General features: G+C 71.0%; 19 protein-coding genes. 13 read left to right on the top strand and 6 right to left on the bottom strand.

The features are described 5' to 3' along the window. The first annotated feature begins 191 nt into the window (after window positions 1-191). From QSK39_RS02545 to QSK39_RS02525, 5 genes are read left to right on the top strand one after another with little or no spacing between them, the layout of a single operon-like run. A complete protein-coding gene (locus QSK39_RS02545; protein ID WP_285476044.1) occupies window positions 192-1,388 on the top strand; it encodes a PP2C family protein-serine/threonine phosphatase in 1,197 nt (398 codons plus the stop codon). Continuing rightward, window positions 1,385-2,905, top strand: coding sequence for a sensor histidine kinase (locus tag QSK39_RS02540; RefSeq protein WP_285476043.1), 1,521 nt, complete (start codon window positions 1,385-1,387; stop codon window positions 2,903-2,905). Before QSK39_RS02545 ends, QSK39_RS02540 begins: the two co-directional genes overlap by 4 nt. Continuing rightward, entirely contained in the window at window positions 2,902-3,342 is a 441-nt protein-coding gene (locus QSK39_RS02535; protein ID WP_285476042.1) for a response regulator, read from the top strand. The genes QSK39_RS02540 and QSK39_RS02535 overlap by 4 nt, the downstream gene beginning before the upstream one ends. Before the next feature lie 46 nt (window positions 3,343-3,388). Then, on the top strand, window positions 3,389-3,748 hold the full coding sequence (locus tag QSK39_RS02530) for an STAS domain-containing protein (RefSeq protein WP_285476041.1): 360 nt from the start codon (window positions 3,389-3,391) through the stop codon (window positions 3,746-3,748). Between the two features lie 23 nt (window positions 3,749-3,771). Continuing rightward, complete coding sequence (locus QSK39_RS02525) at window positions 3,772-4,191, top strand: ATP-binding protein (protein ID WP_285476040.1); 420 nt, start codon at window positions 3,772-3,774, stop codon at window positions 4,189-4,191. A 316-nt stretch (window positions 4,192-4,507) separates the two neighbouring features. On the opposite strand, the gene QSK39_RS02520 is transcribed toward QSK39_RS02525, so the two are convergent. The 5 genes from QSK39_RS02520 to QSK39_RS02500 form a co-directional block, all read right to left on the bottom strand. Next, window positions 4,508-6,130 carry a phospholipase C gene (locus QSK39_RS02520; protein WP_285476039.1) on the bottom strand — a complete coding sequence of 541 codons (1,623 nt, stop codon included), beginning with the start codon at window positions 6,128-6,130 and terminating at the stop codon, window positions 4,508-4,510. Window positions 6,131-6,161: 31 nt separating this feature from the next. After that, a complete protein-coding gene (locus QSK39_RS02515) occupies window positions 6,162-7,319 on the bottom strand; it encodes a Dyp-type peroxidase (RefSeq protein WP_285477910.1) in 1,158 nt (385 codons plus the stop codon). A 133-nt stretch (window positions 7,320-7,452) separates the two neighbouring features. Next, window positions 7,453-8,592, bottom strand: a complete 1,140-nt coding sequence (locus QSK39_RS02510; protein ID WP_285476038.1) for an EfeM/EfeO family lipoprotein — start codon at window positions 8,590-8,592, stop codon at window positions 7,453-7,455. Window positions 8,593-8,814: 222 nt separating this feature from the next. Then, window positions 8,815-9,597, bottom strand: a complete 783-nt coding sequence (locus QSK39_RS02505; protein ID WP_285476037.1) for an ArsR/SmtB family transcription factor — start codon at window positions 9,595-9,597, stop codon at window positions 8,815-8,817. A 79-nt stretch (window positions 9,598-9,676) separates the two neighbouring features. Then, window positions 9,677-9,925: a hypothetical protein gene (locus QSK39_RS02500; protein ID WP_285476036.1), complete on the bottom strand. Its 249-nt coding sequence runs from the start codon at window positions 9,923-9,925 to the stop codon at window positions 9,677-9,679. Here QSK39_RS02500 and QSK39_RS02495 point away from each other — a divergent pair. From QSK39_RS02495 to QSK39_RS02485, 3 genes are all read left to right on the top strand, one after another. Then, window positions 9,918-10,274, top strand: a complete 357-nt coding sequence (locus tag QSK39_RS02495) for a hypothetical protein (RefSeq protein WP_285476035.1) — start codon at window positions 9,918-9,920, stop codon at window positions 10,272-10,274. The genes QSK39_RS02500 and QSK39_RS02495 overlap by 8 nt on opposite strands. Window positions 10,275-10,623: 349 nt before the next feature. Further along, the gene (locus tag QSK39_RS02490; protein WP_285476034.1) at window positions 10,624-11,421 is read left to right on the top strand and encodes a hypothetical protein; all 798 of its coding nucleotides are present in this window, start codon (window positions 10,624-10,626) and stop codon (window positions 11,419-11,421) included. Next, a complete protein-coding gene (locus QSK39_RS02485) occupies window positions 11,418-13,376 on the top strand; it encodes a serine/threonine-protein kinase (protein WP_285476033.1) in 1,959 nt (652 codons plus the stop codon). Before QSK39_RS02490 ends, QSK39_RS02485 begins: the two co-directional genes overlap by 4 nt. Here QSK39_RS02485 and QSK39_RS02480 read toward each other — a convergent pair. Then, window positions 13,354-13,776, bottom strand: coding sequence for a hypothetical protein (locus tag QSK39_RS02480; RefSeq protein WP_285476032.1), 423 nt, complete (start codon window positions 13,774-13,776; stop codon window positions 13,354-13,356). The genes QSK39_RS02485 and QSK39_RS02480 overlap by 23 nt on opposite strands. Before the next feature lie 282 nt (window positions 13,777-14,058). Here QSK39_RS02480 and QSK39_RS02475 point away from each other — a divergent pair, with 282 nt between their 5' ends. The 5 genes from QSK39_RS02475 (at window position 14,059) to QSK39_RS02455 (ending at window position 20,694) form a co-directional block, all read left to right on the top strand. After that, window positions 14,059-14,604 carry an AAA family ATPase gene (locus tag QSK39_RS02475; protein ID WP_285476031.1) on the top strand — a complete coding sequence of 182 codons (546 nt, stop codon included), beginning with the start codon at window positions 14,059-14,061 and terminating at the stop codon, window positions 14,602-14,604. A gap of 447 nt (window positions 14,605-15,051) precedes the next feature. Continuing rightward, a complete protein-coding gene (locus QSK39_RS02470) occupies window positions 15,052-16,827 on the top strand; it encodes a chitinase (protein WP_285476030.1) in 1,776 nt (591 codons plus the stop codon). 45 nt (window positions 16,828-16,872) lie between these two features. Next, window positions 16,873-17,610, top strand: coding sequence for an IclR family transcriptional regulator (locus QSK39_RS02465; RefSeq protein ID WP_502873234.1), 738 nt, complete (start codon window positions 16,873-16,875; stop codon window positions 17,608-17,610). A 70-nt stretch (window positions 17,611-17,680) separates the two neighbouring features. Beyond that, window positions 17,681-18,832, top strand: coding sequence for a 4-hydroxybenzoate 3-monooxygenase (locus tag QSK39_RS02460; protein ID WP_285476029.1), 1,152 nt, complete (start codon window positions 17,681-17,683; stop codon window positions 18,830-18,832). Between the two features lie 242 nt (window positions 18,833-19,074). After that, window positions 19,075-20,694 carry an FAD-dependent oxidoreductase gene (locus QSK39_RS02455; protein ID WP_285476028.1) on the top strand — a complete coding sequence of 540 codons (1,620 nt, stop codon included), beginning with the start codon at window positions 19,075-19,077 and terminating at the stop codon, window positions 20,692-20,694. Window positions 20,695-20,700 lie beyond the last annotated feature (6 nt).

The raw sequence follows: 20,700 nt of genomic DNA, 5'->3' as shown, positions 1-20,700 counted from the left end.
AGCGTAAGGCGGGAGCGTCCGGTTCCGGCACGGTCACGACCCGAACCGTTACCCGCGTGGTGTCACACCGGGGTGCTATAAAGCGCTACCTGTCGTGGGACCGGTTTCACGGCCGTAGGCGGCCACCGCCGGTGCCGCTAGGGTGATCGTCTGGATGTGCTGGCTCACGAGCAGCCGAACGGGAGAAGCCGGTGACCGCCGCGCACGACTCATCGTGGGACTCCGGCACCCGTCTGCGCGTGCTGCTGGTGGAGGACGACGACGGCGACGCCCTGCTGGTCGAGGAGATGCTGGCGGACACCTCCGTGCCGTTCTCGCTCGAACGCGTCGAAACGCTCGCCGCCGCGCTGGCCGGGCCGCTCACCGCCGACTGCGTCCTGCTCGACCTGCAGCTGCCCGACGCCATGGGCCTGAGCGGCCTGACCAAGCTGGGCCAGCACGCACCCGGCGTCGCGATCGTCGTCCTGACCGGCGGGCACGACCAGGCCACCGGCGTCGCCGCGGTCGCCGCCGGCGCCCAGGACTACCTCGTCAAGGACCAGGTGGACGGGCCGCTGCTGGTGAAGGCGCTGCGCTTCGCCCGGGAACGCAAGCGCGCCGAGCAGGTCGAGCAGCAGTTCCTGCAGCAGCAGCTGCTCGCCCGGGAGAACGCCCGGCTCGAACGCGGCCTGCTGCCCGTCCCGCTGCTGCGCGACCCGCACCTCGAGCTGGCCTCCCGCTACCGCCCGGGCCGCAACGGATCCCTGCTGGGCGGCGACTTCTACGACGCGATCGAGCTCTCCGACGGCACCGTGCACATGATGATCGGCGACGTCTGCGGCCACGGCCCGGACGAGGCCGCGCTCGGCGTCGCGCTGCGGATCGCGTGGCGCTCGCTGGTGATGGCCGGCCTGCCGATGGCCGACGTGCTGAGCATGGTCGAGCGGGTGCTGGTGCACGAGCGGATCGAGCCGCTGTTCGCCACCGTCTGCATGGTCGTCGTCGCGCCGGACCGAAGATCCCTGCGCCTGTCGCTGGCCGGGCACCTGCCGCCGCTGCTGCTCACGCCGGGCGACGGGCACCTGCTCTCCGGGAAGCACCTCGGCGTCCCGCTCGGCGTCGTCGAAGGCACGAAGTGGGAAGCCCTCGACGTGCCGCTGGAACCGGGCTGGTCGCTGCTGCTCTACACCGACGGCGTGTTCGAGGGCCGCGTCGGCGCCGGGTCGGAACGGCTCGGCCACGAGCGGATGGCCGCCATCGTCCTCGAGATCCAGCACCAGGCCGGACTGGCCGGCACCGACCTGCTCGACGAGCTGATCGCGCGTGCCGAACGGCTCAACTCCGGCCCGCTCGACGACGACGTCGCCCTCGCTCTGCTCAGCCACGACCCGGGGAAGCAGGTTCGATGAGCGCTGAAGCACGCGGCTGGACGATCCGCCGCTGGCTCACCCTGTTCGCCGTCGTCGAAGCGGTCCTGCTGCTCGCCGCGGTGGCCGCCGCCGCGATCGCGCTGAACAACCTCACCGAGGCCCGCAACAGCCTGCTCGACGTCATCGGGCCCCAGCGGCTGGCCGCGACGCAGCTGTCGACCGCGCTGCTGAACCAGGAGACCGGCGTCCGCGGCTACCAGCTCGGCAGGCAGCCGGACTTCCTCACGCCGTACACCGAAGGCCGCCAGGCGGAAGGCGACGCGGTCAGCCAGCTGCGCCAGCTCGGCGCCGTCCCCGGCACCCGGGCCGGCGACGACCTGGAGGCCGTCCTGCGCGCGGCGACCACCTGGCAGGCCGCGGCCGCTCCCGCCGTCGAACCCGGCTCGACCCCGCTCACCCAGGCGCAGATCGAGCGCGGCCGGACCCTGTTCGACGCGGTGCGCGGGGCCCTCCGCACCCAAGCCGACCACCTCACCGCCGTCCGCGACTCCGGCCGGGCCGACCTCGACGGCGCGGCGAGCTTCCTGACCGCGATGCTCGTCGCCGTCGCGGTCCTGGTCGTGCTGCTGTTCGTGGTGCTGTTCCTCGGCCTGCGGCGGGTCATCACCCGGCCGATCCTGCGGCTGGCCGGCGAGGTCCGCCAGGTCGCCGACCAGGACGTCCACCGGCCGGTGAACGGCGGCGGACCGCGGGAGATCGTCCAGCTCGGCGCCGACGTCGAGGCCATGCGGCAGCGCATCCTCGACGAGGTCGCCGAGCTCGAGCGGGCGCACGCGATGCTGGACCGCCGGACCCGTGAGCTGGAGCGGTCGAACGCCGACCTGGAGCAGTTCGCCTACGTCGCTTCGCACGACCTGCAGGAACCGCTGCGGAAGGTGGCGAGCTTCTGCCAGCTGCTGCAGAAGCGCTACCAGGGCCTGCTCGACGAGCGCGGCGAGCAGTACATCGAGTACGCCGTCGACGGCGCGAAGCGGATGCAGGTCCTGATCAACGACCTCCTGGCGTTCTCGCGGGTCGGGCGCAAGCCGGGCGAGCACGTCGTGGTCGAGGCGGGCCGGCTGGTCGACGACGCGGTCGCGAACCTGGAGGTGGCGCTCTCGCTGAGCGCCGGCAAGGTCGAGCACGGCGAGCTGCCCGAGGTGCGCGTCGAGCCGGCGCTGATGACGGCGGTGTTCCAGAACCTGATCGGCAACGCCCTGAAGTTCAAGGGCGAGACGCCGCCGGAGGTGCGGGTCACCGCGGAGCGCGACGGCGAGGACTGGGTCTTCTCGGTGTCGGACAACGGGATCGGCATCGACGACGAGTACGCCGAACGGGTCTTCGCGCTGTTCCAGCGGCTGCACACCCGCAGCGCGTACCCGGGCACGGGCATCGGCCTGGCCCTGTGCCGCCGGATCGTCGAGTACCACGGCGGCCGGATCTGGCTCGACACCGTGGCGGACGCCACCACGTTCCGCTTCACCATCCCGGTCGCCGGGGACGAGGGAGACGCATGACGCAGGCGCACGAGCCGATCGACATCCTGCTCGTCGAGGACGACCCCGGCGACGTGCTGATGACGCAGGAGGCCTTCGAGCACCACAAGATCCGCAACGCGCTGCACGTCGCGAGCGACGGCGTCGAGGCGCTCGAGTTCCTGAACCGGAAGGGACGGTTCGGGCAGGCGCCGCGGCCGGACCTGATCCTGCTCGACCTCAACCTGCCCCGCAAGGACGGCCGGGAGGTGCTCGGCGAGATCAAGCAGGACCCGGACCTGCGCACGATCCCGGTGGTCGTGCTGACGACGTCCGAAGCGGACGAGGACATCGTGCGCAGCTACGACCTGCACGCCAACGCCTACGTCACCAAGCCGGTCGACTTCGAGAAGTTCGTCGAGGTGGTCCGGAAGATCGACGACTTCTGGGTCACGGTCGTGAAGCTGCCGCGCCGCTGAAGACGCCGATGGCGGGGCGGCGGAGATTGGGGCACCATAGAGGGCCGTGACCCCTTCATCCCGGGATCTTCCCGCCGTCGAGCTGGCGGTCACGCTCGACTGGCGGGACACGGCCGCGGTCCTGTGCGTGGCGGGGGAGATCGACCTGCTGAGCGCGCCGGAGTTCGAGGAAGTCGTCGACGTCGTGCTGGCCGGCGCACCGCGGACGCTGGTGGTCGACCTGCGCGCGGTGACGTTCTTCTGCTCGGCGGGCCTGCAGGTGCTCGCGGCCGCGCACCGGAGACTGCCCGAGCGGGCACTGCGGGTCGTGAGCGACTCGCCGGTGACGTCGGGGCCGCTGAGGACCACCGGCCTCGACACGTGGATCGGCATCCACGCGACGGTCGACGAAGCGCTGCGCAAGTGACGGGCGCGGAAGGGCGACTGCCGATGGACGAACCCCCGGGGCCGTTCCGCTGCCACGGCGTGCAGGCGGTGCCCCAGGACCTGCGGCGGCTCCGGCACGACCTGACGGCGTGGGTCCTCTCGGCGGGCGTCGACCCGGGCCGGGCGCAGGACATCGTGCTGGCGAGCTACGAGGCACTGGCCAACGTCGCCGACCACGCGTACGAGGGGGCGGGGTCCGGCGTGGTCGACCTCGACGCTGCGGTGCACCACGACCGGATCGAGGTGGTCATCAAGGACCACGGGAAGTGGCGGACCCCGGTGGTGGACCCCCGCCCGGTTTCGGTGCGGGGGCGCGGATTGACGCTTTTGCGGGCGAGCGCCGACCGGGCGGACATCTCGTCCGGCGAAGCGGGGACCGTGGTGACGCTGGCCTGGGACCTGGCGCCGGTGCACCCGTCGTGAGCGGAAAACCGGCTGGGCCGCGTGACGTCCGGCTGGTAGCGTGCCGTCGACCGTGACCCACCCGAGGAGGTGAGACCCGTGAACGCAGTACGCACGTGGGTGCTCCCCCTCGCCGTCATGGTCGGGCGATAGGCCTCGGCGTCGGACGGCGTCGTCGAGCGCGGCTTCACCGTGGGCGACGTCCCCGGTGTCCTCTGACGGCGGCGGATCCGCTGGATCGGCGTCGACGAGGACTTCCTGACCCGGCACCTGAACTGACGCCTCGAACGGAACGGGCCCGTGGCGGAGTCGCCACGGGCCCGTCGTCCACTGTGGACTAGCTGTGCACCACGGCACCGGTCTTCGGGTCGAGCGTGACCTTCTTCGCCTCGGGCCACCAGAAGTCGAACATCCCGTTCAGCGACCCCGCGCGGGAGTCGAACGACGAGTCGCCGATCCGGCCGGCGAACCAGTTGTCCTCGATGAACTTCAGCACCGAGGTCTGGTCGGTCAGCGAGTGGTCGACGTGGTTCACCTTGCTGTAGGGCGAAATCACCAGCAGCGGCAGCCGCGGGCCGTAGCCGCAGCGGTCCGCGTACGTGCCCACCGTCGTCGGCTTGCCCGTGCACACCGCCTGGTCCTGTGCCGCGTCGTGGGAACCGTTGAGCACCTTCGACGCCTGGTGGTCGTACCAGCCGTCCGAGTCGTCGTAGGCCAGCACGATGGCCGTCGACTTCCAGTCCGGGGACTGCTGGATCTTGTTGATCTCGCCGACCACGAACTGCTGCTCGTCCAGCGGGTCCGAGTACCCCGCGTGGCCGTCCTGGTACTCCGGGGCCTTCAGGAAGCTCACCGCGGGCATCGAGCCGGCCTTCAGCGAGTCGTTGAAGTCCGAGATGTCGTACTGGTGGTTCGCGCGGTCGGTCTGGCCGATCGCCTGCACCGAGGACGGCGGCAGGTGCTTCGGGTTCGCCGTCGACGGGTAGTACTGGAACGGCTCGTGGTGCGGGCTGTAGTCCACCGCCGCGTTGCCGCCGACGTTGGCGTGCGTCGCGCCGCAGACCGCGTAGCCGTTGGCGGTGCCGGTGGGGCGGAAACCGCCCTGGAACCAGCCCCACGTCACGTGGCGCTGGTTGAGCAGGTCACCGACGTTGCGGCCGTGCATCGTGGCCAGGTTGTCCTTGCTCGTGTGGTTCTTGTCCGAGCAGTCGTCCCACGCCGGGTCCGGGTCGTTGATCATCGTGCCGATGCCGTTCGCGTCCGGCGACTGCACGGCGTAGGCGTCGCTGACCGGCTCGTGCGTCACCGGGTCGACTGCCTGGACGCCGTGGGTGTTGCCCGAGATCAGGTCGATCGCGCCCGGGCTGGACGGGCCGAACACCGTGTTGAACGAGTTGTCGTTCAGGGCGTAGTGCTGCGCGTAGTTCCACATGCCGGTGACGGTGTTGCCGTCGTAGTAGTCCATCACCAGGCCGGGCTCGCCGAACAGCACCGGCTGGCCGGTGCACTTGTCCGTCTCGGTCTTCTCGACGAACTTGTCCATCTTGCCGCCGTTGAAGGCGGCCTGCTCGGCGCCGTAGTTGTGGTTCTGGTCGCAGGTCAGCGCCTGCTCGTGCGTGAGCCGCTTGGGGTTGTACGCGTTCGGGTTGTCGGTCAGCAGCTTGTGGTCCAGGCCGTTGACCTTCGGGGTGTTGCGCGCGGCCTTGAACGGGGTGCCGTCCGTGTTGGCCGCGTTCGGGTAGGTGCCGAAGTAGTGGTCGAACGAGATGTTCTCGCCGAAGATGACCACGACGTGCTTGATCGGTGTCGAGGTCGGGATCCAGTGCGCGGGGAACAGGTTCAGCGGCTGGGCTTCCGCGGTGCTCGCCGCGGAACCGGTGACGACGGCCAGCACGGCGACCGAGGCGAGGGCCCCGGCGCCGAGCAGGCCGCGTCGCCGACGGCGGATTCTCGTGTCCACAGTGGATTCCTTTCGTGGTGGGTTCGCCGGGTCAGGCGAGCAAAGAGCGGCCGAAGTGGTCATCCGGCCCGGTGACGCCGGGCAGCGCGAAGAAGTAGCCGCCGCCGAACGGGGAGATGTAGTCGGTCAGGGGTTCGTCGGCCAGCCGCGTCTGGACCGCCTCGAACTGGCGCTCCAGGTCCTGCTGGTAGCAGACGAAGATCAGGCCCATGTCGAGGTTGCCGTTGCTGTCGACACCGCGGTCGTAGTTCACCGCGCGGCGCAGGATCCGGCTGGCGTCGGTTTCCGGCGTGCGCGGGTTGGCTTTCCGGATGTGGCTGGTCAGCGGGATCACGGTGCCGACGGGGTCGTCGGCGTAGCGGGGGACGTCGGTCTCCTCGGTGCCGTCGAGCGGGGCGCCGGTGTCGCGGCGGCGGCCGAACATGTTCTCCTGCTCGGCCAGCGAAACCCGGTCCCAGAACTCGACGAGCATCCGGATCAGCCGGACGACCTGGTAGCTGCCCCCGGCGGCCCAGGCGGGTTCGCCTGGTGCGGACGTCCACACGAGACGGTCGAAGTCGGCTTCCTCCGGGTTCGCGGTGCCGTCCTTGAAGCCCATCAGGTTCCGCGGGGTCCCGGCCGGGCGCGGCGGGGAGCTGAAGCCGTTGAGCTTCCAGCGCAGCTGCATGCCGCCGCGGGTCGCGCGGGCGATGTCGCGCAGCGCGTGCAGGACGGTGTCGGTGGAGTTCGCGGACAGCGTGAGGCTGAGGTCGCCGTGGCACTGGGCGGGGTCGAGGGCGTCGTTCGCGAACGTCGTCATCGGCTTCAGCTTGGCGGGCTTGAGCTTCGCGAGGCCGAACCGGTCGTCGAACAGCGACGCACCGGCGCCGAGGATCACGCCCAGGTCCCCACCGGGCACCACGGGCCCGAGAACACCGGAGTCGGCGGGCGGCGCGGTGATCCCGAGCGCGGCGGGCGCCCCGCCACCGGTGAGGAACCGCGCCCGCTCGGTGATCGCGCGGAAGAGATCGGCGAGTTCGGCTTTGGACTCGGCGACGACATCGAAGGAGGCGACGATGGTCTGGGTGGGCGGGGTCCGCAGGATGGCGGCCTGGTTCTTGCCGTGGAAGGCAACGGGGGAGGCGCCATCGGTGACGGCGGCGGAGGCCCCGAGCCCGGCCCCGGCGGCAACGGTAAGGCCGGCGCCCATGGCGGCGCGGCGCAGGAAGGAGCGCCGGGGGACGCCGGTGGGGTGCGGCACGGGACAGCGAGGCTGGTCGCTCACGAGACCCTCCCCGGCCGGGTGGTGACGGCGGTGCGGCCGATCGCGGCGGCGTGGCCCATCACGAAACCCTCCTCGGCTCGGCGATCGCCGCGATCGGGGCCAGCAGCTCCGTCAGCTCGCTCACGTCCGCGTTCAGCTTCTGCCTCTCCTTCAGCGGCAACTGCGCCAGCGGGGTCCAGGTGCCGTCCGGGCGGTGGGCCGCGTCCAAAGTGGTCTGGGTGCGGGTCAGCCAGCTGTCCACCTTGGACAGATCCGGGTACCTCGGCGCCAGCAGCGGCCGGAGGACGTCCAGCACCGCGCGCGTTCCGTCGAGGTTGGCGCGGGCCGTGGCCAGGTTGGTCGCGCTGCCGTAGTCCGTGCGGCCCGTCAGCTCGAACTGCAGCGTGTTTTCCATGATCTCGTGCGCACGCAGGCCCAGGTCGTTGCCGTCGACCTGGCTGTCGGCGAACGACGCCTGCAGCGCGCGGGCGTCGGTGTCCAGCCGGTCGGCCACCGCCCCGAGCGCGCCCAGGTCCTCGTTGTGCCACAGGCCCTGCTCGAGGCGGTGGAAGCCGGTGAACCCCTCGTCCGACGTGCCGTTCGGGAGGCCGTCGGCGGTGCCGTTGAGCGCGCCGTCGGAGTCACCGAACGCGTCGTACGCCGCGCCCAGCCGCTCGTACGTCAGGTGCGCGGTCAGCCAGGCCGCCTCGCTCACCGAACGGTCGCCGCCGTGGATCGCGTTCTTCAGCGCGCCCGTGTTCGCGACCAGCTCGCCGAGCCCCGTCGTGACGTGCTGCTGGTAGGCCTTGAGCGGCCCGAGCAGGTCGTTGTGCGTCACCGGCGCGACGCCCGGCCCGGTCCGCTCGGCTCCGCCGCTGACCTGCACCGCCGGTCCGACGATCGCGCCCGCGTCCTCCGGCAGGCAGCGGAACGCGTAGCTGCCGTTGCCGAGGTTGACCTGCAACGGCCGGGTGGTCGCCGCGCCGAGGCCCTCGACCTCGCCGTAGATCACCCCGGTCGCCGGGTCGATCAGGTCGACCTCGGCGGTCACCGACCCGGTGTTGTGCAGGCGGAACGTCTGCGGCCCGGGCTTCGGGTCCGACCAGCCGGTGCCGCACGCCGAGCGCGACACCGCGATCTCCGGGTCGCCGGCGGCCGCGCTGTCCGGCCAGAACGCCGCGACGGCGCCCGCCGCGACGGCCACGACCACGGCCGCCACGATCCAGCGGCTACGCACTGACCCCGGCACGCACACTCTCCCGTCACTCGATCGGACCATCACCGGTCACGGATTATGCGAGCCTATCGCCCGAAAAACCGCATCGGATGCCGTCGAGAGGAGGGAATTCACCGGGACTTCAGCCCGGCGCCCACGAAAGGGGGAGAAATCAGACGATTTCGTGTGCCAGATCTGTCTGGTTGGGAAGGTTCGTCCGGTTGGTTACGCTCCGGGCAGCGGAGACCCGGTCTCCAGCAGCGTCTTCAGGCTCGAGAGCAGCGCGGGCCAGCCCTGGCTGCACATCGCCATGACCGTGCTGCCGGGCTCGAAACCGTCGTGCAGCACCGTCAGCTTCACGGTTTCCCCTTGCGGTTCGAGCGTGAAGGTGACCTTCGAGCGGCCTTCCCGCTGCAGTTTCGCCAAGGTTTCGGCGTCGATTCCGTTTCCCTTCGCCCATTCTTCGGTGAACGTGTGCCAGGTGTAGGAAAGACGGCGGTACGGGTCCGATTCGAGGACGACCTGGTCGGGGTGGCTCGTTTTCGCGCCGCTTTCCGCCCAGACCATCGGCGATCCCTTTTTCCAGTCGGTTTCGAAGGCGACACCCCAGTACTGCCGGGTGAACGCCGGTTCGGTAAGCGCTTGCCAGAGCTTTTCCGGGGTCGTGCCGATATGGGTGGTGTACGCGAATTCGTTCATGGGTTCGGACTCCAGGGCTCGTTTCAGATCGGCCAGCGCGCCGGCCCGCTGCCGGTCGAAGCGGGTCATCCAGCGCTCGGCGATCGCGTTGATCGGCGCGGCGTCGAGGTGGTGCAGCTTTTCGCGGCCGCGCCAGGTCGTCGTGACCAGCCCGGCCGCCTCGAGCACGGCCAGGTGCTTGCTCACCGACTGGCGGGCCATCTCCAGCCCCGCGCACAGTTCGCGCAGGGTCTGGCCGTTGCGCTCGTTGAGCACGTCCAGCAGCTGACGGCGGCTGGGGTCGGCCAGCGCCTTGAACACCTCGTCCATCGGGCCTTCCTGCCTGACATGCAGCCAATCGGCTGCCTATGCACGATAGGCAGCCGAACGGCTGCATGTCAACCGGAGGTCAGCGGAAGCGGATCGCTGTCATGCCGGCGAGCACGAAGAACACGAGGATGACCAGCGTCCCGGTCTGCCCGCCGGACGACCGCGTGACGACCTGGTCGACCGCACCGGTCAGCCGCACCCCGCACTCGGCGATGACGGTGTGCCGCCCCGCCTCGATCCGCGTGAACTCGACCGGCGCGGTGAAGGCGCCGGAGCTGTCCGCGTAGGCGGAGCCGACCTCCATCCCGTCGGAGGTCAGGGTGACCATCCGGCTCGGCTCGCAGCCCTTCCCGGACGCCGACAGCTCGTCCCCGGGCTGGACGCTCGGCCGGTCGAGCACCAGTTCACCGGGCTTGGGCTCGGTGCTGGTGGTGGTCGGGGTGCCGGGAGTGGTCGGCGTGGTGGACGTCGGCGGCGTGCTCGTGGTGGTCGGCGGGGTGGTGGTGGTCGTGGTCGGCGGGGTCGTGGTGATGCTGGGCTTGGACGGGCGCGTGGTGACCGGCGGCGTGACCGGGGTGGTGGTCACCGGCGGCGGGGTGGTCGTGGTGACTCCGGTGACCACGAAGGTGCCGCTGGCGGTCTGCTTCTGGCTCGTGCAGGTCGCGGTGACCGTGTAGGAGCCCGGCTTCGCACCCGTGGGCACGGCTGTCGGGAACTGCCCGCTGGTCGCCGGGGCGACCTTCGAACCGAGTGCGGTGCCGGCCCAGGTGAAATTGATGATCCGGCAGGCCGGGAATCCATTCCAGGAAATGGTGAACGAACTGCCCGCCGGTCCGCTCGACGGTTTCAAACCAACTGATGGCGGAACCTGTGCATTACCTGTACCGGCGAGGGTGAGCAGGAGTATCGCTCCGGCCACGGCGCCGAAAAACAGCCGAACCACGAATCGCATTGAGTCGTCCCTCCCCGGTGTGTGCTCGCTGTAGCATTCCGGACCAGTCGGATTACGCAAGTAGGGGATGCCCAATGGGACGTGTCATCGCGGCGGGGGTTGCGTTGGGTTTGTGCGGGGTGCTGCTCGGCGCGCCGCCGGCGTCGGCGCAGTCCGGGTCCGGCGAGCTCGGCGTGCAGGTGTCGATCGACCGGCGGCCGATCGCCGACGCCACGGTCCCGATCGACCCGGCCAAGCAGGTCGAGCTGCAGGTCGTGGCCACCAACTCCGGCGCCGCCCCGGTGAAGGTCCGCAGCGTGCGGCTCTCCGGCGTCGCGCTCGCCCTCACCTTCTTCGCCTACGACACGACCGCGCCGTTCGAAGTGCCCGCGCGGGGCTCGATCACCCGGACGTTCGTGCTGGACCTCGGCGACCTCGCCGGGCAGGCGACCGGGCTGCTGCCGTCGTCGGTCGAGCTGCTCGACGCCCAGCGCGCCACGCTCGGCGAGGCGACGACGGTCGCCGACGTCCGCGGCTCCTTCTGGTCCGTCTACGGCGTCTTCGGCCTGGCGATGCTCGTGCTCACCGTCCTCGCCTGGCTGGGCGCGCTGCTCGCGCTCGCCCGGCACCGGCTGGCCCCCAACCGGTGGCGCCGCGGCCTGCGGTTCCTGCCCGCCGGGTTCGGCACCGGCCTGGTCGCGGTGATCACGCTGTCCGTCCTGCGGCTGGTCCCGCCGGAGCCGGCGATCGAGATCCCGTTGGTGCTGGGCGCCGCGGCGATCGCGTTCCTCCTCGGCTACCTGACGCCGCACCCGGCCCCGGCGCCGGTGATCACGGAGAGCGACACCACCGTCCGGATGCCGATCCCGCCGCGCCAGGAATTCACCCGATGAGCGCACCGGCCGAGCTGGTCGCCGCCCTCCCGCAGTACGACATCGGCGCCGAGATCGGCGAAGGCGGCATGGGCGTCGTCTTCGCCGGGACGCACCGGACGCTCGGGCGCAGCGTCGCGATCAAGCAGCTGCCCTGGGACGTGCTCAACCACACCACGACCAGCGAGCTGTTCGACCGCGAAGCCCGCGTGCTGGCCAGCCTGGACCACCCGCACATCGTGCCGGTGTACGACTACGTCCGCACCGGCCGCGAGCACCTGCTGGTGATGGAACGGCTCGACGGCGGCACCGTGCACAGCCGGTTCCACGGCGGCGGCGTCAGCGGCGAGCAGGCGTGCGCGATCGGGCTGGCGACGCTCGCCGGGCTGCACGCGGCGCACCGGGCCGGCGTGCTGCACCTCGACGTCAAGCCGCGGAACCTGCTGTTCAACCTGCAGGGCGTGGTGAAGGTGGCGGACTTCGGCATCGCGCGGGTGATCAGCGAGGGCGCCACGCTCGTCACGCACGGGGGCGAGATCCTCGGCACGCCGGCGTACATCGCGCCCGAGCAGGCGATGGGCAACGCGCTGAGCCCGGCGGCCGACGTCTACGCGGCCGGCACGGTGCTCTACGAACTGCTGTCCCGGCAGCTGCCGTTCGACAACACGCGCGGCGCGATCAGCATGATGCGCCAGCACATGTTCACCGACCCGCGGCCGATCGCGGGCGTCCCGATGCCGATCGCCGGCGTGATCATGCGCAGCCTCGCGCGTGAACTCGATGCGCGTTATCGCGAGGCGGAATCCTTCGCGGCCGACCTGGCCGCGGCCGCGACCGCCGTCTACGGGCCGGGCTGGCTCGAGCGGTCCGGGGTGCCGGTGCTGCACCTGACGCCGCGGGTGATCGCCGGGCTCAACTCGCCCACCGCGCCGGCGCCGCCGGGGGAGGCCCGGACGCGGCCGGTCCAGCGGCCGTCGGGCCCGAACGCGACGCTGGTCGCGCCGAGCGGATCGCTCGACACGGGTTCCGGCTCGGGCGGCTGGGGGTCCGGCTCGGCCGGGGGTCCGGGGGCCGGTCCGGGCGGCTCGGGTGTCGGGCCGGGCGATGGCTGGTCCGGCGGGCCAGGGGCCGGGCCGGGCGACGGCAGGTCTGGTGGGCCGGGCGGCTCGGGTGTCGGGTCGGGCGATGGCTGGTCCGGCGGTCCGGGCGGCTCGGGTTCGGCCGGCGGCGGTCCCGACTCCGGCTGGGCGGAGGACGGTTCCGGCCCGTCGGCGTCCTCGAAGGCGGCCGTGCTTTGGCTACGGCTGGCCGCGGCGGCGGCCGCGATCGTGCTGGTCGTCCTCGCGCTGCTCAACCCGGAGCAGCTGCCGCACCAGGCGTCCCCGACGTTGCTGCTCGGCAGCGAGCCCGTCACGACGCCGGTCGAGGTTGACCTCAGCAAACCCCTGGTGCTGGCCGGCACCGGCAACCCGGGTCCCGTCGCGCTCACGCTGTCCGCGGCCGGGATCCCGCTCGGCTCGGCCGAGACCGACGCGAAAGCGGCGGGCAACGGCTTCACCGCGCAGCTCACCCTGCCGGCGATCGCGCGGTGGGTCGTCGGCGGCGCGGTCACGGCGACGGTGCGGACCGGGCCGGTCACGCAGACGTTCACGCTGCGCACCAGCCAGCACCCGCTGGCCAGCGCGATGGGCGCGGGCAGCCTCATCCTGGCGCTGTTCGCGCTCGCCTACCTCGAGTCCGGGCTGCGGACCATCCGCAACGGCCACCGGTGGCGCGGTGCGCTCGTCGGCGGGCCGGTGCTGGGCCTGCTGTTCGGTGCGGTCGCGTGGCTGTGCGTTTCGGTGCTGCGCGTGCACGAACCGGCCCCGGGGTACGGCGCCGGGTGCGCGGTGGCGGGCGCTGTCGCGGCCGGGCTGGTGGTCGCGGCGGCGCGGCGCCGGGCGTCCACAGTGGTCAGTCGACCATCCGGACGGTGACGTGCGGGCTGTAGCTCTTGCGCCGGCTCCACCCGGTTTCGGCGCAGAGGCTCAGCTGGATGGCGCGGTCGGCCGGCGCCCAGTAACCGGTGCGGACGAAGTAGCCCTCCATCGTGTTCAGCGCGCCGAGGCGCTTGCGGGCCGAACACATCTCCCAGCCCCACTGCCGCCCGGTCTTCTCGACGCCGTTGCGCCGCACGGACAGGCACGGGTTCCCGACCGCGCGGATGTCGGTGTCACCCTCGGTGACGTAGACGACGCCGTCGATCTTGTAGAACCGGTTGTTGTCGAGCAGGGAGACCTGCCCGGAGAGCGTGACCCCGACCCGGCCACCGTCGTCGCCCGTGAGCGTCCAATCGAGACAGAATTCCTGGACCGGGAGTTCCAGCGACTGGGTCATGGCGATTTCCCCTGTTCTAGCAGTGCGTCCCTTCCAGAAGATAGGGAAAATCCGGACGCCGGGAAGGGATGCGGACGATCTTCACCCGAAGCGGTTCCCGGACGACGAATGCCTTGGCGCGCATGGGTTTTCAAGCGAGTGGGTGACACTGAGCACGGGACGTGACATCGAGGCGTCTCTCCGGGTGGCGCCGGCCGCACGGTCGAGTCAGCGCCGGCCTTGATCACTCTCCGTGAGTTGAAGGTAAAGGAACCATTACCTTCGGCGCGGCGTTGACGGGGCATGAGCGAGCCCACGGTGATCGAGCTCGGGCCCCGCGACCTGCTCGTGGTGGCGGGCCTGCCCGGCGCGGGCAAGACGACGATGCTCGGCCACGCCGCGCCCGGCCTGGTGGTGCTGGACTCCGACCAGGTCCGCGCCCGGCTGGCGGCGGTGCCCTTGCCGTACCGGTGCTACCGGCCGGTGGTCCACGCGTGGCACCGCGCGCGAGTGGTCCGGCGGGCGCTGGCGGCGGGGCCGATCGTGGTCCACGAGCCGTCGACACGGGCTTCGACTCGCGCGTTGCTGGCGTTGGTGGGGGTGCTGAGCGGCCGGCCGGTGCGGTTGTTGTTCCTGGACGTGACGGCTGCGGAGGCACTGGCGGGCCAGCGCAGCCGAGGGCGGATCGTGCGGCCGCGGTCGTTCGCCCGGCACGTCCGGCGGGCGGGGAAGTGGCGGACGGAGCTGCTGGCTTCGCGGGTGCCGGCGGGGTGGAGCAGCGTGCAGGTGATCGACCGGACCCGCGCGGCGCGGACGCGGGTGGTGGCGAAGCTGCTGGTGGGGTGCTGACGAAGGCTTGCGTGCCTGGGCGGTCGGTTCGCGTGCCTGGAGGGTCGGTTCGCGTGCCTGGGCGGTCGGCTTGCGTGCCCGGAAGGTCGCCTCGTGTACCTGGAGGGTCGGTTCACGTACCTGGGCAGTCGGCTGGCGTGCCTGGGCGGTCGGCTGGCGTGCCCGGAGGTTCGGCTCGCGTACCCAGGTGGTCGGCTGGCGTGCCTGGAGGGTCGGCTCGCGTACCTGGACAGTCGGTCAGCGTGCCCGGGCGGTCGGCTCGTGTGCCTCGAGAGTCGGCTACGTGCCTGGAGGGTCGGCTCGCGTACCCAGGTGGTCGGCTCGCGTGCCTGGACAGTCGGGTAGGTGCTCGAGAGCTGGGCCCGGCACCCGCCGTCACCCTTGTTGGTCTGGACATTTTACATATTGGTCTAGACAATATCGATAACTCCCCGACTGGAGGACCCGATGAGGCGTTCCAGACTGTCCGCAACCCTCGCCGCCTTCGTGCTGGCGCTCTCCGGTCTCGCGGCCGGGACCGCCGGGCCTGCCGGAGCGGCCAACCTCCTCGCCAACCCCGGTTTCGAAGCCGGCTCGCTCTCCGGCTGGACCTGCGCCAATGCGACCACCGTCAGCACTCCCGTGCACGGCGGCGGGTACGCCCTCGCCGGCACCCCCGTCGGCGCCGACTACGCCCAGTGCTCGCAGACCGTGTCCGTTCAGCCGAACACCACCTACACCGTCTCCGCCTGGGTGCGCGGGAACCCCGTCTACCTCGGCATCACCGGCGGCGCCTCGACCTGGTCCGGCAACTCCGGCGCCTACAACCAGCTCTCCCTCACCTTCACCACCGCCAACCAGACCTCCGCCCAGCTCTACCTCCACGGCTGGTACGGCGCCGGCACCTACTACGCCGACGACGTCGTCCTCGACGGCCCCGGCGGCAGCACCCCCGGCACACCCGGCGCGCCCGGGACCCCGGCCACCGGCGGCGTCACGAACTCCTCCATCGCCCTCAGCTGGGGAGCCGCCGCCGGAACCGTCACCGGGTACCGCGTCTACGAAGGCAGCACCGTCGTCGCGACGACCACCGGCACCAGCGCCACCATCGGCGGCCTGGCCGCCTGCACGACCCACAGTTACGCCGTCGCCGCGTACAACTCTGCCGGTGAATCACCGAAAACGACCACGACCAGCGCCACCACCACCGGCTGCGTCGACACCGGCCTGCCGAAGCACGCGCTGATCGGCTACCAGCACGCCAGCTTCGCCAATGGCTCCGGTTACATCCGGATGGCCGACGTCCCCGCCGCGTGGGACATCATCGACCTCGCGTTCGGCGAACCCACGTCCGTCACCTCCGGGGACATCCGCTTCAACCGGTGCCCCGCGACCGAATGCCCGAACGTCGAGAGCGACGCCGACTTCACCGCCGCCATCAAGGCCAAGCAGGCCCAGGGCAAGAAGGTCCTGATCTCCATCGGCGGCCAGAACGGCCAGGTCCAGCTGACGACGACCGCCGCGCGCGACAAGTTCGTCAGCTCAGTCTCGGCGATCATCGACAAGTACGGTCTCAACGGCCTCGACGTCGACTTCGAGGGCCACTCGCTCTCGCTCAACGCCGGCGACACCGACTTCCGCAACCCGACCACGCCGGTGATCGTCAACCTGATCTCCGCGCTGAAGTCGCTCAAGGCCAAGTACGGCGCGGGCTTCGTGCTCACGATGGCGCCGGAGACGTTCTTCGTGCAGGTCGGCTACCAGTTCTACGGCGGCTCGGGTGCCGGCGACGCGCGGACCGGCGCCTACCTGCCGGTGATCCACGCGCTGCGGGACTCGCTCACCGTGCTGCACGTCCAGGACTACAACTCCGGCCCGGTCATGGGCCTGGACAACCAGTACCACAACATGGGCGGCGCCGAGTTCCACATCGCGATGACCGACATGCTCAAGGCCGGCTTCAGCGTCGCGAACACCGGGCAGTTCTTCCCCGGGCTGCGGCCGGACCAGATCGCGATCGGCCTGCCCGCCGCGGTCAGCGCGGGCAACGGCTACACCTCGCCCGCGGACGTCCAAACGGCCGTGAACTGCCTGGTCAAGGGCAGCGGCTGCGGCTCGTACACGCTGCGCGGCGGGACGTCGCCGGCGCTGCGCGGGCTGATGACGTGGTCGATCAACTGGGACAAGTACTACAACTGGGAGTTCCAGAACAGCCACGAGCCGTTCCTGAACTCGCTGCCGTGACGCGTCGCAGTGTGCCCCGCCGATGGCTGGGGCACACTGCCTGACGTGGTGAAACGCGACTCCGTGCTGACGCGTGTCGTCCGGATCTTCGAGACGTTCGAACCGGACGCGCCCGCGTTGCGCGTCACCGACGTCGCGCGGCGTGCCGGGCTGCACGTCGCGACGGCGTCGCGGCTGATCGAGGAGCTGGTCGGGCACGGCTGGCTGCTACGTGACACCGATCGGAGGGTCCGGGTGGGCGTCCGGTTGTGGGAGCTGGCTTCGCGCGCATCCCCGACGCTCGGGCTGCGCGAGGCCGCGATGCCCTTCATGGAGGACCTGCACGCCGTCGTCGGGCACCACACGCAGCTCGCCGTGCTGGAAGACCAAGAGGTGCTGTTCGTCGAGCGGCTTTCGGCGCCCGGCGCGGTCGTCAACGTGACGCGGGTGGCCGGGCGGCTGCCGCTGCACGCGTCGTCGTCCGGGCTCGTGCTGCTCGCCCATGCATCGGCTGAACTGCAGGAACAGGTGCTGGCGGGTCCGTTGGAAGCGTTTCGGCGGACCACGCTGACCGACTCGGCGCGGCTGCGGCGCTTTCTCGCCGACGTGCGGCGGGACGGCTACGCGTACTGCGCGGGCTTCATCGACGAAGAGACCACGGGGATCGCCGTCCCGCTGCGGGGGCGCGGTGGCGACGTCGTCGCGGCGCTGTCGGTGATCGTGCCCAACGACGACTCCGCGCGGATGCAGATCCCGGCGTTGCGCGCGGCGGCACGCGGAATCTCGCGGACGCTCTCTCATTGAATGAGAATGGCGTAGTGGCCGCCGCGGTGGGTGGCCCATGCTCGGGCTCTCCGCGTGAAAGGACGTTGCCGTGCGCACCCAGGTCGTCATCGTCGGCGCCGGCCCGGCCGGGCTGCTGCTGTCCCACCTGCTCGGCCTCGAAGGCATCGACTCGGTGCTGCTCGAACGGCAGACGCCCGACTACGTCCAGGCGCGCATCCGCGCGGGCATGCTCGAGGCGGGGACGGTCGACCTGCTGCGTGCGGTGGGGCTCGGCGACCGGCTCGACGCCGAAGGCATGGAGCACCGCGGCATCCACCTGCAGTGGCCCGGCGAGCGGCACCACCTGGACTTCGTCGACCTCGTCGGCCGGTCGGTGACGATCTACGGGCAGACCGAGATCACCAAGGACCTCATGGTGGCGCGGGAGAAGGCGGACCGCCCGGCGTACTACTCGGCTTCGGACGTCACCCTGCACGACGTGACGGGCTCGCCGTCCGTGACGTTCGTGGACGCCGACGGTGCGGCGCGGCGGATCGACGCGGACGTCGTCGTCGGCTGCGACGGGTTCCACGGGCCGAGCCGGCTGTCCATTCCGGACGCCCAAGTGTGGGAGCGGGCGTACCCGTTCGCGTGGCTGGGGGTGCTGGCCGACGTCGCGCCGTCGGCCGACGAGCTGGTCTACGCCTGGCACCCGGACGGTTTCGCGATGCACAGCATGCGCTCGCCGCGGGTGAGCCGGTTCTACCTGCAGGTGGCGCCGGACGAGGACATCGAGCAGTGGAGCGACGACCGGATCTGGACGGCGCTGTCCACCCGGCTCGCGTTTTCCGGCTGGACGTTGCAGACGGGCACGATCACCGAGAAGAGCGTGCTGCCGATGCGGAGCTTCGTGGCGACGCCGATGCGGCACGGAAACCTTTACCTGGCCGGGGATGCGGCGCACATCGTGCCGCCGACGGGGGCGAAGGGGCTGAACCTGGCGGTGGCGGACGTCGCGCTGCTGGCGCGCGCGTTGACGGCGTCGTTCCGGGGTGACGACTCGCTTGTTGACGCGTACTCGGAGACGGCGTTGCAGCGGGTCTGGCGCTGCACGCACTTCTCGTGGTGGATGACGTCGATGCTGCACCGCCACGGCGACGACTTCGACGCCCAGCTCCAGCTCTCCCAGCTCCGCCGCACGGTGAGTTCGACGGCCGCGAAGACCGAACTGGCCGACAACTACTCCGGCATCCCCCTCTGACCCGTGACGGAGGGGTCGACACGCGTGATTGGGAAGTCGACACGCGTGATTGAAGGGTCGACACGCTGTGCGTCCTGGACCTGCGCCGTGTCGACCCGGCAATCACGCGTGTCGACCCTCCAGACACGCGTGTCGACCTCCTGATCACGCGGCTTGCCTGGTTCTGGCTCTTGACGTCCGTGGCCTGGCGAGCGCACCATACCCGCGTAGTAATTCGAATTATCAGCGCCGGGGAAGGCTTCATGAGGGAACTGGACACGGAGATTCTGGTGGTCGGCGGGGGACTCGGCGGGGTTGCCGCCGCGCTGGCCGCGGCGTCCCACGGGCGGCGGGTCGTGCTCAGCGAGGAGACCGGGTGGCTCGGCGGGCAGCTCACCGCCCAGGCCGTGCCGCCGGACGAGAACCCCTGGATCGAACGGTTCGGCTCCACCCGCACCTACCGCGACCTGCGCGCAGGCATCCGCGACCACTACCGCCGTCACTACCCGCTCCGCGCCGAAGCCGCGAAACGCCCGGAGCTGAACCCGGGCGCCGGGCGGGTCAGCAAGCTCTGCGGTGAACCCCGCGTGGCCCTCGCGGTCATCGAGGCCATGCTCGCGCCGCACGTCAGCGCCGGGCGGATCCACGTCCTGCGCCACCACCGCCCGGTCGACGCGCACAGCACCGGCGACCGCGTCGACGCCGTGGTCCTCGAAAGCGGGCAGGACCAAGTCACCGTCCGAGCCCGGTACGTCCTCGACGCCACCGAGAACGGCGACCTCCTGCCGCTCACCGGCACCGAGCACGTCACCGGCGCCGAATCGCGGCAAGACCACGACGAGCCGCACGCCCCCGAAAAAGCCGACCCGGCGAACCTCCAGGGCATCACCTACTGCTTCGCGGTTTCCCACCACGAAGGCGAAAACCACGTCATCGACCAGCCGGAGATGTACGGCTTCTGGCGCGACTACCAGCCGGACTTCTGGCCCGGCCCGCTGCTCGGCTTCGTCGCGCCCGACCCCCGGACGCTCGAGCCCGTCAAACGCACCTTCGTCCCGAACCCGCCCGGCGACCCGCTCGCCGTCAGCGCCGACCAGAGCGCCGACGCCGGCGACAAGGAACTGTGGGCCTTCCGCCGCATCCTCGCCCGCAACCTCCACACCGACGGCGCCTTCGACTCCGACATCACGCTCGTCAACTGGCCGCTCAACGACTACTGGCTCAAGCCCGCCCTCACCATCCCCGGCCACACCACCGAAGCAGACGTCGCGACGGCGCACCACGAAGCCAAGCAGCTGAGCCTGTCCGTCCTGTACTGGCTGCAGACCGAAGCCCCCCGCGCGGACGGCGGCACCGGCTTCCCCGGCCTCAAGCTCCGGCCCGACGTCACCGACACCGACGACGGCCTCGCGAAGTCGGCGTACGTGCGGGAAGCCCGGCGCATCAAGGCCGTCACCACCGTCACCGAGCACGACGTCTCGGCCGAGATCCTCGGCGTCGACGGGCGCGTCCGCCGCGAGGACGCCGTCGGGGTCGGGAGCTACCGGATCGACCTGCACCCCTCGACCGGCGGGGACAACTACATCGACGTCGCCAGCGTCCCGTACGAGATCCCGCTCGGCGCGCTGCTGCCGGTGGCCAAGACCAACCTGCTGCCCGCCGGCAAGAACATCGGCACCACGCACATCACCAACGGCTGCTTCCGGCTGCACCCGGTGGAGTGGAACATCGGCGAGGTCGCCGGGCTGCTCGCCGCGTTCGCCGTGCAAGAAGGCGTCGAACCGCTAGCGGTGCAAGCCGACGGCCGGCTGTTCGACGACTTCGCGCGCGTGCTGGACGCCGCCGGGGTCGAGCGTCGCTGGCCGGAAGTGCGGGGGTACTGACCGTGC

The organism is Amycolatopsis sp. NBRC 101858 (assembly GCF_030269325.1).
Classification (GTDB): Bacteria; Actinomycetota; Actinomycetes; order Mycobacteriales; family Pseudonocardiaceae; genus Amycolatopsis; species Amycolatopsis ponsaeliensis.
This window is presented reverse-complemented; position numbering and strand designations above follow the sequence as displayed.

Bases quoted from the DNA above. Each gene is read 5' to 3' on its own strand.
- QSK39_RS02540 (WP_285476043.1), top strand. From the start codon at position 1,385: ATGAGCGCTGAAGCACGCGGCTGGACGATCCGCCGCTGGCTCACCCTG.
- QSK39_RS02535 (WP_285476042.1), top strand. From the start codon at position 2,902: ATGACGCAGGCGCACGAGCCGATCGACATCCTGCTCGTCGAGGACGAC.
- QSK39_RS02525 (WP_285476040.1), top strand. From the start codon at position 3,772: ATGGACGAACCCCCGGGGCCGTTCCGCTGCCACGGCGTGCAGGCGGTG.
- QSK39_RS02515 (WP_285477910.1), bottom strand. From the start codon at position 7,319: ATGGGCGCCGGCCTTACCGTTGCCGCCGGGGCCGGGCTCGGGGCCTCC.
- QSK39_RS02505 (WP_285476037.1), bottom strand. From the start codon at position 9,597: ATGGACGAGGTGTTCAAGGCGCTGGCCGACCCCAGCCGCCGTCAGCTG.
- QSK39_RS02500 (WP_285476036.1), bottom strand. From the start codon at position 9,925: ATGGTCACCCTGACCTCCGACGGGATGGAGGTCGGCTCCGCCTACGCG.
- QSK39_RS02490 (WP_285476034.1), top strand. From the start codon at position 10,624: ATGGGACGTGTCATCGCGGCGGGGGTTGCGTTGGGTTTGTGCGGGGTG.
- QSK39_RS02485 (WP_285476033.1), top strand. From the start codon at position 11,418: ATGAGCGCACCGGCCGAGCTGGTCGCCGCCCTCCCGCAGTACGACATC.
- QSK39_RS02480 (WP_285476032.1), bottom strand. From the start codon at position 13,776: ATGACCCAGTCGCTGGAACTCCCGGTCCAGGAATTCTGTCTCGATTGG.
- QSK39_RS02475 (WP_285476031.1), top strand. From the start codon at position 14,059: ATGAGCGAGCCCACGGTGATCGAGCTCGGGCCCCGCGACCTGCTCGTG.
- QSK39_RS02470 (WP_285476030.1), top strand. From the start codon at position 15,052: ATGAGGCGTTCCAGACTGTCCGCAACCCTCGCCGCCTTCGTGCTGGCG.
- QSK39_RS02455 (WP_285476028.1), top strand. From the start codon at position 19,075: ATGAGGGAACTGGACACGGAGATTCTGGTGGTCGGCGGGGGACTCGGC.